We start from the raw sequence: 12,207 nt of genomic DNA, 5'->3' as shown, positions 1-12,207 counted from the left end.
ACTCTTCAATTAAAAGTGTTTGATGCTCAAAGAATCGTTACTGTTAGTTCGTAATGAATTAACTGTTTCAGTCACTCTTCAAGACTTTAATCTTTTTTTGCCTTTCGGCTGTCGATAGTGTCTTGCGAGTGCCCACACAGATTGTCTGATTAATTTGTTAAAGAGCGGTGGCAACCGGAAGCGTCTTCCGGGTTGCGAGGCTGCGTATCTTACGCTTTCCTCTCAGAGTGTCAAGCCTTTATTTTCGCGGCTTTCAACTCTTGTCATCTCGACTTGTTTGTGTGTTTGTCGTGACAACGGATGCGAATTATAGGGAGCCTTAGAATTTACGCAAGCGTTTTTTACAATTTCTTTTTCAAGCGCTTACAATTTAATCCAAAAGGCTATTTTTGCCTATTTTTTATCACATTTGGCAGGTCGGAAAGGCTATTAATAACCAAATCAGCAGACTGTTCTGCTTCTATTGTTACTGGTTTTCCTGTACGCACAAGGACCTTAGTACCAACACCGGCGGCATTCGCTGCCAACATATCTTCTATTTTGTCTCCTACCATATAAGAAGCCGCCATATTAATGTGCAGTGTTTTCTGTGCATCAAATAACATACCCGGTTGTGGCTTACGACAATCACACGTCTTTTTATAGTGTTCGTCGCTTGCTTCTGGATGATGCGGACAATAATAGATACCATCAAGATCAACACCCCGGTCTGCCAATGACCAATCCATCCATTCTGTTAACTGCAAGAATTGATCTTCCGTAAACATTTTCCTGGCAATCCCAGACTGGTTTGTTACTAATACCAGTGCATAACCCATTTTTTTCAACTCAAGCATGGCTTCAATCGTGCCATCAATGAATTGAAAATTATCTATTTCATGAACATACCCATGATCGATGTTAATTGTGCCGTCACGATCTAAAAATACAGCGGGAATACCTTGAGTCACCTGATTGCTCCAAGAATGTACAAAGTCGACAGTATCGCATGATTTGTCAGTGAATGAGAATGCAGCATTTAATTTATTCCTAGTTGACTTGGACGTCTAGACGCCTTAACATCCACATCAATTCATGACTTGTTGCAAATGCTTTCAAGTTATTCACTTTTATATCTCATAAGAGAAAAAGCATAAAAATGATAAGACTGAACCAGGTAAATAAAGTATTTCAACAAGGAACGCGCTCTATAAATGCCCTTTCTGATATCAACCTGCATGTCCCCCAAGGGCAGATTTATGGTGTTATTGGCTCTTCTGGGGCAGGGAAAAGTACATTAATCCGCTGCGTGAATATGCTTGAATGCCCTACTTCTGGTCAGGTACTGGTTGACGGGCAAGATTTAACCTCTCTTTCTGAGCGTGAACTGACTCGTGCCCGTCGTCATATTGGCATGATTTTCCAGCATTTTAATCTACTGTCATCCAGAACAGTATTTGGCAATGTGGCATTACCTTTAGAACTGAATAACACGCCAAAAGCAGAAATAAAGAAAAAAGTCAGTGAATTACTAGAGCTGGTTGGTCTTTCTGAGAAACATGATGCGTATCCAGCTAACTTATCTGGTGGACAGAAACAGCGTGTCGCCATTGCCCGCGCCTTAGCAAATTCACCCAAAGTCCTTTTGTGTGACGAAGCCACCAGCGCATTAGATCCCGCAACAACCCGTTCTATTCTGGAATTATTGAAAGACATTAATCGTCGTTTAGGGTTAACCATCCTGCTGATTACCCATGAGATGGATGTTGTTAAACGCATTTGTGATCAGGTTGCCGTTATCAGTGGTGGGCAGTTGATTGAGCAGGATGTGGTCAGCGCGATATTTTCCCATCCGAAAACGCCTGTGGCTCAGGAGTTTATTCAGTCTACGTTACATTTGGATATACCTGAAGATTATCTGCAAAAGTTGCAGTCTGAACCTGCATCGGATAAATGCCCATTAGTGAAACTGGAATTTACAGGTAAATCAGTTGATGCTCCATTAATTTCCATGGCAGTTCGTCGTTTTAATATCGATATCAGCATATTGAGTTCTCAGATGGACTATGCCGGTGGGGTTAAGTTCGGGGTTATGCTGGCTGAATTGGATGGTGAGAACAGCAGCATTGAATCAACAATTACGTTTTTAAAAGAGCATCATGTGAAAGTAGAGGTTCTCGGTTATGTCTGAAGGAATGATTTTATTATTAGCTAAAGGAGTCTGGGAAACTCTCGTGATGACTTTTGTTTCCGGCTTTTTTGGCTTCGTGATTGGTTTACCAGCGGGAGTGCTTTTGTATGTCACTCGTCCTGGTCAAATCATAGAAAATGGTACTCTATACCGTATTCTTTCTGCGCTGGTAAATATTACCCGCTCTGTTCCGTTCATTATTTTACTGGTATGGATGATCCCATTCACCCGGCTGATTGTAGGAACGTCAATCGGATTACAAGCCGCGATTGTTCCTTTAACGGTTGGTGCAGCACCTTTTATTGCCCGTATGGTGGAAAATGCTTTATTAGAAATCCCATCAGGGTTGATTGAAGCGGCACGTGCAATGGGCGCGACTCCACTTCAGATTGTGAAAAAGATTTTGTTACCTGAAGCATTACCCGGTTTGATCAACGCGGCCACAATTACTCTGATTACGTTGGTTGGTTACTCAGCGATGGGTGGCGCTGTCGGTGCGGGTGGTCTCGGTCAGATTGGTTATCAATATGGCTATATTGGCTACAATGCAACGGTGATGAATACGGTACTCGCATTATTAGTTGTTCTGGTTTTCCTGATTCAGTTAGGCGGCGACTATTTAGTTAAGGCTGTAAATCGTAAATAAGATTATTTCAACAAAAGGTGCCATTATCGGCACCTATTATTAGGGCTTACATTCAAAAGCCTCACTATAGTAGTACGATAATTTAATAAGACAGGTTATTTAATCAGTATTCAATAGGGGTAAAAATATGTCAGTGAAATTGAAATCCATTGCCGTCATCGGGGCTTTATTAGGCACACTAGCACTTACTGGCTGTGGTCAGGAACCGAGAGATCCAAACCATATTAAAGTCGGTGTTATTGCAGGGCCTGAATTACAAGTTGCTGAAGTCGCGAAAAAAGTAGCGAAAGAGAAATATGGCCTTGATGTTGAACTGACAACATTCAATGATTATGTACTGCCAAACGAATCACTGAGCAAAGGAGACATTGATGTTAATGTCTTCCAGCACAAACCTTATTTAGATCAGCAGATAAAAGAACGTCACTATAAACTGGCGATTGTGGGTAACTCTTTCATCTTTCCAATGGCTGCATACTCTAAAAAGATAAAATCATTGGATGAACTTCAGAATGGTTCTCAAATTGCTATCCCGAATGATCCGACCAACCAGGGCCGTGCTCTGTTGTTATTACAAAAACAGGGTCTTATCACATTGAAAGCGGGTGTTGGTCTGCTGCCAACGATTCTGGATATCACCAGTAACCCTAAACAACTGGATATTGTTCAACTGGAAGCACCACAGCTACCTCGTTCTCTGGACGATCAAAAAATCGCGCTGGCTCTTATCAATAATACTTACGCCGGGCAGATTGGTCTGACACCAGAACAGGACGGGATTTTTGTTGAAGATAAAGATTCACCTTACGTGAATATCATCGTAAGCCGTGAAGATAATAAAGATGCTGAAAATGTACAAAAATTTGTGAAAGCCTACCAATCTCCTGAAGTTGAGCAGGAAGCTCAGAAAGTCTTCAAGGGCGGAGCAATAAAAGGCTGGTAATCTTTCATATTTAGACAATCAAGATTAAAATTCTGGGGCGGATAAAGATATCCGCCCCTTTTTATACCCAATGGTTTTCAAATTGCATCGCGGCGGCAAGCGAGTTCATCCCCGGTCACATAGCTAACTATGTGACCGGGGATGAGTGAGTGCAGCCAACAAAGAGGCAACTTGAAAGACGAAGGATATATTGGAATTAATCCCACACTCACTGATGCAACCGTAATAAGGATAAAGCTCAATGCGTATGTTACCTGTCTGTTTCATGGTGCTTTTTATAGTTGGGTGTACTTCATCATCGCCAACTCAGATTAATAAAACTGACAGACAAGGCTCTGAAGCTGAACAATACCCAGCTCTCAGAAATAAAGAGGCAACTTATGTCCGGCTTTATAAAAAACCAGATGAGTTGTTGGGCTCACCATTTAAAGATCTTGGTATTGTTGCTGGTGAATCCTGTCGTAATACATTTCAGGATCCTCCGGCCAGTATCACAACTGCACGGCAGAAGATGCTGGCAAAAGCCTCCCGCCTGAATGCTAACGCCGTCTTGCTTCACCAATGTGCCATTATGTCTGGCCAGGGCTGTTACCAGATAGCTATCTGCGAAGGTACAGCAATAAGAACCACGAATTAAATATTCATTATAAATTTGGTACTAAAAAAGGCTCATGGCAGATTTTCATTTTACTCAAATAGGAACCATTCATTCTCCTTATAAAGAGAAGTTTGCCATTCCCCGTCAGCCGGGTTTGGTGGAAGATGGCACAGGGCAACTCGAATTGCTCACTCCTTATAATCAGGCGGATGCTGTACGGGGATTAGAACAGTTCAGCCATTTATGGATTGTTTTCGTTTTTCACCAAACGATGAATGGAGGTTGGAACCCGCTGGTTCGCCCTCCCCGCTTAGGCGGCAATGCCAAAATGGGTGTATTTGCCACCCGCTCAACTTTCCGCCCTAATCCGATTGGGATGTCTTTAGTTGAACTGAAAGGGATTGATTATCAGAACAATCGCGTGCTGCTACAACTTGGCAGTCTGGATCTGGTGGATGGAACTCCCGTACTCGATATTAAACCTTATCTGCCTTTTGCTGAATCACGCCCTGATGCCAAAGCAGGGTTTGCTCAGGAAGCACCCAATACAGATATGGAGGTCTGTTTTTCTTCAAACGCAGAACATCAACTTTTATGCCATCAGGTAAGTTATCCGCAATTACGACGCTTTATCTGCCAGATTCTGGCTCAGGATCCGCGTCCGGCCTACCGCAAAAAAGAGCAGGAAAACCGCATATACGCTGCTCATATTCTGGATTTTAATGTCCGTTGGTTAATTAATGGTGCCATAACAGAAGTAGTTTCTATCGAACTCCGCTATCCCCAATAGATTTTGAATTGTATCGCGGCGGCAAGGGAACGAATCCAAAGGAGCATAGATAACTATGCGACTGGGGTGAGTGAGTGCAGCCAACAAAGAGACAATTTGAAAGATGAAAGGGATAAAACTCCTTTTGACATCACAAACTCACTGGTAGACTAACGGTTTACTTTATTTTTGGGTTCGGTGGCTCTGTCTTCATTGCCACCTAGAAGCAATTTGCTGTCCAATGGAAACTTACTATGCGTACTAGCCAATATTTGCTGTCTACTTTGAAAGAGACGCCTGCTGATGCAGAAGTAGTCAGTCATAAACTGATGCTTCGTGCAGGAATGATCCGTAAACTCGCTTCAGGTTTGTACAACTGGATGCCAACCGGTGTCCGCGTGTTGAGAAAAGTTGAAAACATTGTTCGTGACGAAATGAATAATGCCGGGGCGGTTGAGGTTTCCATGCCGGTAGTTCAGCCAGCAGATTTATGGCAGGAAAGTGGTCGTTGGGTACAATATGGTGCGGAATTACTGCGTTTTGAAGATCGTGGTGCCCGTCCTTTTGTTCTGGGGCCAACCCATGAAGAAGTCATCACTGATCTGGTTCGCAATGAAGTGACTTCTTATAAACAGCTGCCACTAAGTCTGTATCAGATCCAAACCAAATTCCGTGATGAGGTTCGCCCACGCTTTGGCGTGATGCGCTCACGCGAATTCATCATGAAAGATGCTTACTCTTTCCATACCACTCAGGAATCCCTGCAAGAGACTTACGATAAGATGTACGATGCTTACAGTAAGATCTTTACCCGCATTGGGCTGGATTTCCGCGCTGTCCTGGCTGACACAGGTTCCATTGGTGGTAGTGCATCTCACGAATTTCAGGTTCTGGCTGCCAGCGGTGAAGATGATATCGTTTTCTCCACAGAGTCTAACTACGCCGCTAACATTGAACTGGCTGAAGCTGTTATGCCATCCGCAGAACGCGCTGCTCCGACAGAAGATATGCGTGTGGTGGATACACCAAAGGCGAAAACCATCGCGGAACTGGTAGAACAGTTCAACCTGCCGATTGAAAAAACGGTCAAGACTCTGATTGTTCATGCTGCAGAAGAAAGCGAACACAAACTGGTTGCTTTGTTGGTTCGTGGTGATCATGAATTAAATGAAGTCAAAGCAGAAAAACTGGCCTTAGTCGCAAGTCCACTGCAATTCGCAACAGAAGAAGAAATCCGGGCTATCGTCAACGCCGGCCCTGGTTCTTTAGGCCCTGTTAATCTGCCTATGCCTGTGATTATTGATCGCTCTGTATCTGTCATGAGTGATTTTGGTGCGGGCGCTAACATTGATGATAAACACTATTTCGGTATTAACTGGGAACGTGATCTTCCTCTGCCAGAAATTGCAGATATCCGTAATGTGGTTGAAGGTGATGCCAGCCCCGATGGTCAGGGCACGTTATTGATCAAGCGTGGTATTGAAGTCGGCCATATCTTCCAGCTCGGCACCAAATACTCAGATGCACTGAAAGCTACCGTACAGAACGAAGATGGTCATAATCAGGTTGTGACTATGGGATGTTACGGAATTGGTGTCACCCGAATTGTCGCGGCGGCTATCGAACAGAATCACGATGATCGCGGTATTATCTGGCCAGATGCCATTGCCCCATTCCAGGTAGCCATTTTGCCAATGAACATGCATAAATCTTATCGTGTCAAAGAAGTAGCAGAAAAGCTTTATGCAGACTTACGTTCTAGTGGCATTGATGTCATTTTAGATGATCGCAAAGAACGTCCGGGCGTCATGTTTGCCGATATGGAATTAATGGGTGTCCCACATACTGTCGTTATTGGTGATCGCAATCTCGATAACGACGAAGTGGAATACAAATACCGTCGTACCGGTGATAAGCAGATGCTGAAACTGGAAGACGTGGTTGACTACCTGAAAAATAATATCAAACAATCATGATTAAGCCTTGATCTTGCTATCAGGCAAAGTCAGTAATAAAAAACCTGCGTACTCAGTGCGCAGGTTTTTTTGTATGTCAGAATATTTTCTATCGCCGCTTACTTTTTAGTCTGGCAGGAAGAGGACTTATCAAAATGGATTTTACCTGTCTGAATGAGTGCATTATCAAACAATCCATCTTCCATTGAAGGGCGAAGCGTATAATATCCCTCTACTTCAACATAAACAGGCTTGCCACCTTCAACACCTGTTGCGCTGTAACCCCTCTCCAGATCGATATTTTCCGATGCATCGTAGCGTTTCCCTGTACGGCACTCCGTAAACGTCGCACTATCTGCAAAATAGATATATTCTCCAGACAGTTTTTGAGGAGTGACTTTTGTCAGTTCATAATTCAATTTGGACTGGATTGGCTCACCATTTATATCCAGCATAACCAGATTTTCTCCCTTCATCTGGTAATACGCTTTTTTACCTTCTTCTCCACTGGTCAGGTTTATTTTTTTACCGTTGACGATCCAATGCCCTGTATCAAAAAAAGGCTCTTCTTGCCCCAATTTCAGATAAGTTTGTTCCAGAATATACGAACCATCTTTCGCAAGTTGTAAGGTAGTTTCAATACCTGCGCAATCAGCACAAGGTATCACGCCTTTAAACACTTTCTCGTTGATTGTAAATTTATTGGGGGATGTCGAATCAACCTGATGTACAGGAGGATTAGTCTGACATCCAACCGCAGTCAGTACACCCGATGCAACCAAAGCAAGCAATATGTTCTTATTCATCATTTTCATCCAATAAGTGCAGCAGAAAGTCCCGTTTTAACATGAGTTCCACATAAGACATGAACAGCTTTGACATTACTTTACCGTATCTCAAAATACACAGTGCAAAACCCGCTAATATGACGTAATTTTGTTGCCTAATGATAAGGTTAGGCTTTAACCTACTGGCTTTTTCAATGTAACTCAACAAACTTATATAGTCACAGTCATCAGGAAAAACTTACTGTGCTATAGTCGTAGGTAGCATTTTTTTGCATCTGAGTTTGGTCAATCGCGGGCGGCACGATAACCGCCACTAACATAGTGGTGAGCGAATATGTCTATAGATACTGAATATCAACCCATTAACTGTGATGATTATGAAAGCCTTGAGCTAGCTTGCCAACACCAGCTTCATTTACACGTTCAGCTGCGTGGTGGTGAAATTTTTGAAGGAAAAGCGACTAAATTGATTTTGAGAAAAAAAGTCGAATATATTCTCATAGAATCAAGTGAAGAAACCCGTGAGTTAAGATTGGATCACATTATCAGTTTCAGTAATCCAGAAATTGGCACGATTGTTGTTGAGCATTCTTCATTGTAAATGACGTAGTTAACACGTTTACTACACAACAAGGTATTATTAAATAACAAAAAGTCCTCATGTAATTTGAGGACTTTTGTCATTGTGAAGTCAATTTTTTCATTGTTATCGTTATGGAAACCAAATTTGCACTGAATTGAATTGAGGTCCTCTATTTGCACCTGATCCCCAATCATTGCACCGAAACCCAATCTGGTCGTCCAAGAGCGCGACCATCTGCCCACTAGCCTGAGCAGCCAAGATAGTTGCATAAGCATTTTTTCCACTATCATAGTCAGTATCTAACTTACCATATGCCCAATATATTTGAGCATTATCACTCCATTTCCCTGTTGGGGATAACCAAACAGCCCAATCATTCCAACTATTACCATTTGACCATACCCCAGCCACATAGCCACGGCCACATTCACTCATATTGTCAACTGTAAAAACATTTGGATTTAAAAAGCGTTCAGATTTCTCAACAGATGCAATTTTTTTTCCTCCATCTACTGCATTAGTTGAACATGAGCAAATCATCACTGTAAATATTAATATCAACCAGTTATATTTTTTCATAATTAATTCCTAATTTCACAAAAAAATAATCATCTAAGATAAACTTGCTATTTTATAAGATTATAAAAATATTATTTTTATTTATAATCTGGAGTTTAAAACTCAATAAAAAAATAACCTTATTGGGCATTACCCAAAACACATTTACGTGCACCACCAATAACTGTCGATATTCCAATACCGCTAAAAACCCCTAATCACATATTGTTTTTGTTAAGACATACTATCCCTCTTGCTACAGAATCTATCTGAGAAAAGTAATCCGTTATCTCATTTATTAGTTTTTCATAATCAGAGGCAACACAGCTTCCGCAACATACTCCCCAGCCAGATGCACTGTTCTCATCTCCACTCCTACTAACTCTTTGAGGTAACAGAACTCTCCAATATAAAACTCTGAATATCAAAATCAGCATCATAAAGAATATTATTTTAAAATAACATTGATATTATTTATTCAATTATCCTTTCCACCAGCTTTACACCATGTGTTATTTTTAAATTAATTTAAATCCTGTATTACCATATTAATAATCCAATTTCATTGATTCACCTTTAAAACCGATTTTTAATTTTAATTAACTACTTTCTACTCTGACAACACCGCCTCTTTTAAATTTGAAATCTACTTTTGCATACAGAATGATCTTATATTTTAAAATTTAGTACAATTTTATATATTTTCAACATTAAATTATTTCAAACATACATATTAACCAAGATAAATTGGTTCAGTATATTGAATTTACTTAATAAAAAAGATTACACCATTTCTGATGTAATCTCTTAAAGCCTTACTCCACCAAACTACAACGATTGAGTCACTAAGTAGCAGGCACAGTTTTCTGCCACAAAACGGAAAGTTGCCGTTCATCAGCCAGACATTGCCCCTCTTTCGTTACAAAAACATTCAGGGCTGCAATAAGTTTGTCATCATAATAGAGTAACGGTGTCCTTTCCCTGAGCCAGGGAGCAATACCAAACTCCTGCCATAATTTTTTGCTATGGCGGGAATGTTGCCGCCCTACGATGCTGATATTTGCCTGAATGCCAAAGCGGATCGTAACCCGTTCATCATTCCTCGGTAACCTGATATTAACGGCCTCTCTTTCAGTTTCCTTATCTTCAGAAATGAAAAGCACTCCCAGCCCATCAGGTAATTGCAGTTCCTGCTTTGTATTCCATTGAATAACAATACCAGAAAGCGACTGGTACTGAGGAACCAACCATAAATGCTGACGATAACGACGGATATCAAGCTGCCCCAATCTGAAACTCGGCTCGGCATCCTGCCGGGAAAGAGCCACTTCTGCCCAAATTCGCTGAAGCTGTTCACGTGATGGCATTTTCACTCCGTACCGGCTGAGCCATCGACGCAATAGTGCATTACGTTTCGCCTCAGAAAATGTCTCCAGTGGCAGAATAGACATTGATCCTTCCGGGGTTATCAGTGCATTTAACGATTCCTCAAGCAACTCATCCAGCAATTGCTCCTGCTCACCACATAAATCTGCACTACGGGAAACCGCCTGCGAAAAGTGTGGCCAACGCCGATTGAGTAACGGCATGATATTCAAACGCAGGAAATTGCGATCATAACGATCATCCTGATTGCTATCATCTTCAACCCATTTTAGCCTGTGTTCCTGCGCGTAGAGTTCTAATTCTGCCCGGCTAATATTCAGCAATGGGCGAATTAATGTTGTCTCAGCAAAAGGCATAGCAGCAGGCATGGAAGATAACCCAGCCGGACCACTTCCCCGCTTTAATGCCAGCAAAAATGTTTCAGCCTGATCGTCAAGATGTTGTGCTGTTAACAGAATTTCCCCTTGCCGCAATTCATGTTTAAAAGCCTGATAACGGGCATCACGAGCGGCGGCTTCAATACCTTTTTTACGGCTATCCAAACACACTTTTTCAACACAAAAATCAACCTGCCAATCTGCACAAATCTGACGACAGTGAGCAACCCATTCATCTGCTTTTATATTTAAACCATGATGAATATGAATTGCCCTTAATGTGAATGCGTTCTGTTTATCACTGCATGATTGCAAAGCTTGTTGACGCAGACGAGCCAGTAAATGCAACAGAACGGTGGAATCTAATCCACCGCTAAACCCGACTAAAAATTTTTTATGTTCCCCTATCTGATCAGCTAATTTCAGCATCAGAGGCTCATAGATATTATTCATTGTGGATAAACTCTTTTTTCAGACCGAAAAGTCAGTCCTCAATTAAATCGTCCGGCAGTTTGTTTTGTGTATCAGCTTTATTTTTTGCACTGATGCAAAGTATCCCGGATATGATCACAAGCACTAATCCTACTACGTAGGCCGGAACAAACTCATCACCAAAGAACAAAATCAGCCACATCATCGACAATATCGGTGCTAAAAATAATATTGAAGCTATTTTAGGCGAATCAGGGCTGCTCATGGCCTTGAACCAGATAATATAGGATATTCCATTTAATATGATGCCATTCAGCACTGTTGGCATCAGTGAATCTCCCACAGGCCAGTTGAATTTGCTGAATGCCAATAAAAAGATAAGAGAAACGACAGTTGAGTTAACAAATACCCAAAACGTACTGATATAAGGGTCAATGGCAAATTGTTTTGATAAAACAGACAACAGAGCAAAACAGAATGCTCCGCTAAAGACCAGAAGCAGAGCTTGCGGATGCTGCACAGAAATTTCAGTAATATTCCCCTGAGTAAAGGTAATCACAACTGCGATGAAGCCAATTGCCATGCCTATCATCTGCTTAATAGACAATTTTTCTTTAAACAGGAAAAACGATAACCCGATTATCATCAACGGCCAGCTATATTGAATAACTAAAACAGCAACACCGTTTTCGATGGAATAACCATAATACAGCAGCAGATAAAAAAAACAGTCCAGAGCACCTAGTATGAAAACCTTAATCATGACAGGAAAAGGAACAAATATAAGATCCTTCCAGTTTCTTCCCATCATCACTGCAACCAAAAAAACTGCCAGCACAGACAGCACATTTGACCAGAATAAAAATTGAAAATGGTCCATCTCTTTCTGACCAAAGCGCGATATAGAAGGGATAAAACTCCAGATAAACACACAGGAAAACGCATAAATAATATATTTATATTTGGCCATAGCAAAACCCAGTTTGTTATTTTTTTAAGTGC

12 protein-coding genes are annotated in these 12,207 nt (G+C 41.4%); 7 read left to right on the top strand and 5 right to left on the bottom strand.

What is annotated here, in order from left to right; all coding sequences use genetic code 11:
- Positions 1-383: 383 nt before the first annotated feature.
- Positions 384-950, bottom strand: a complete 567-nt coding sequence (gmhB, locus tag Xsto_RS05820) for a D-glycero-beta-D-manno-heptose 1,7-bisphosphate 7-phosphatase (protein WP_099108888.1) — start codon at positions 948-950, stop codon at positions 384-386.
- 188 nt (positions 951-1,138) lie between these two features.
- Between gmhB and metN the strand changes: the two genes are divergently transcribed.
- The 6 genes from metN to proS all read left to right on the top strand — a co-directional run bounded on the left by metN (position 1,139) and on the right by proS (position 7,102).
- Positions 1,139-2,170 (top strand): methionine ABC transporter ATP-binding protein MetN, encoded by a 1,032-nt coding sequence (gene metN, locus Xsto_RS05815; RefSeq protein ID WP_099108889.1) that lies wholly within the window; start codon positions 1,139-1,141, stop codon positions 2,168-2,170.
- Complete coding sequence (locus Xsto_RS05810; protein WP_099108890.1) at positions 2,163-2,816, top strand: methionine ABC transporter permease MetI; 654 nt, start codon at positions 2,163-2,165, stop codon at positions 2,814-2,816. The genes metN and Xsto_RS05810 overlap by 8 nt, the downstream gene beginning before the upstream one ends.
- 127 nt (positions 2,817-2,943) lie before the next feature.
- Positions 2,944-3,759, top strand: coding sequence for a MetQ/NlpA family lipoprotein (locus tag Xsto_RS05805; protein ID WP_099108891.1), 816 nt, complete (start codon positions 2,944-2,946; stop codon positions 3,757-3,759).
- A gap of 241 nt (positions 3,760-4,000) precedes the next feature.
- The gene (gene rcsF, locus Xsto_RS05800) at positions 4,001-4,396 is read left to right on the top strand and encodes an Rcs stress response system protein RcsF (RefSeq protein WP_099124357.1); all 396 of its coding nucleotides are present in this window, start codon (positions 4,001-4,003) and stop codon (positions 4,394-4,396) included.
- Between the two features lie 34 nt (positions 4,397-4,430).
- A complete protein-coding gene (gene tsaA, locus Xsto_RS05795; protein ID WP_099124356.1) occupies positions 4,431-5,147 on the top strand; it encodes a tRNA (N6-threonylcarbamoyladenosine(37)-N6)-methyltransferase TrmO in 717 nt (238 codons plus the stop codon).
- 233 nt (positions 5,148-5,380) lie between these two features.
- On the top strand, positions 5,381-7,102 hold the full coding sequence (gene proS / locus Xsto_RS05790; protein WP_099124355.1) for a proline--tRNA ligase: 1,722 nt from the start codon (positions 5,381-5,383) through the stop codon (positions 7,100-7,102).
- Between the two features lie 98 nt (positions 7,103-7,200).
- On the opposite strand, the gene nlpE is transcribed toward proS, so the two are convergent.
- Complete coding sequence (gene nlpE, locus Xsto_RS05785) at positions 7,201-7,890, bottom strand: envelope stress response activation lipoprotein NlpE (RefSeq protein WP_342210365.1); 690 nt, start codon at positions 7,888-7,890, stop codon at positions 7,201-7,203.
- A gap of 313 nt (positions 7,891-8,203) precedes the next feature.
- Between nlpE and rof the strand changes: the two genes are divergently transcribed.
- Positions 8,204-8,470 (top strand): Rho-binding antiterminator, encoded by a 267-nt coding sequence (gene rof / locus Xsto_RS05780; protein ID WP_099108896.1) that lies wholly within the window; start codon positions 8,204-8,206, stop codon positions 8,468-8,470.
- A 111-nt stretch (positions 8,471-8,581) separates the two neighbouring features.
- Here rof and Xsto_RS05775 read toward each other — a convergent pair whose 3' ends face one another.
- The 3 genes from Xsto_RS05775 to Xsto_RS05765 form a co-directional block, all read right to left on the bottom strand.
- Positions 8,582-9,031 (bottom strand): hypothetical protein, encoded by a 450-nt coding sequence (locus Xsto_RS05775; RefSeq protein ID WP_099124353.1) that lies wholly within the window; start codon positions 9,029-9,031, stop codon positions 8,582-8,584.
- Positions 9,032-9,855: 824 nt separating this feature from the next.
- The gene (gene tilS, locus Xsto_RS05770; protein ID WP_099124352.1) at positions 9,856-11,226 is read right to left on the bottom strand and encodes a tRNA lysidine(34) synthetase TilS; all 1,371 of its coding nucleotides are present in this window, start codon (positions 11,224-11,226) and stop codon (positions 9,856-9,858) included.
- Positions 11,227-11,257: 31 nt separating this feature from the next.
- A complete protein-coding gene (locus Xsto_RS05765) occupies positions 11,258-12,175 on the bottom strand; it encodes a DMT family transporter (RefSeq protein WP_099124351.1) in 918 nt (305 codons plus the stop codon).
- Between the last annotated feature and the right edge of the window lie 32 nt (positions 12,176-12,207).

The sequence above is a fragment of the Xenorhabdus stockiae genome (genome assembly GCF_002632825.1).
Lineage (GTDB): Bacteria > Pseudomonadota > Gammaproteobacteria > Enterobacterales > Enterobacteriaceae > Xenorhabdus > Xenorhabdus stockiae.
Note: the sequence above shows the minus strand (reverse complement) of the source record. Positions and strands in the feature narration are given on the sequence as shown.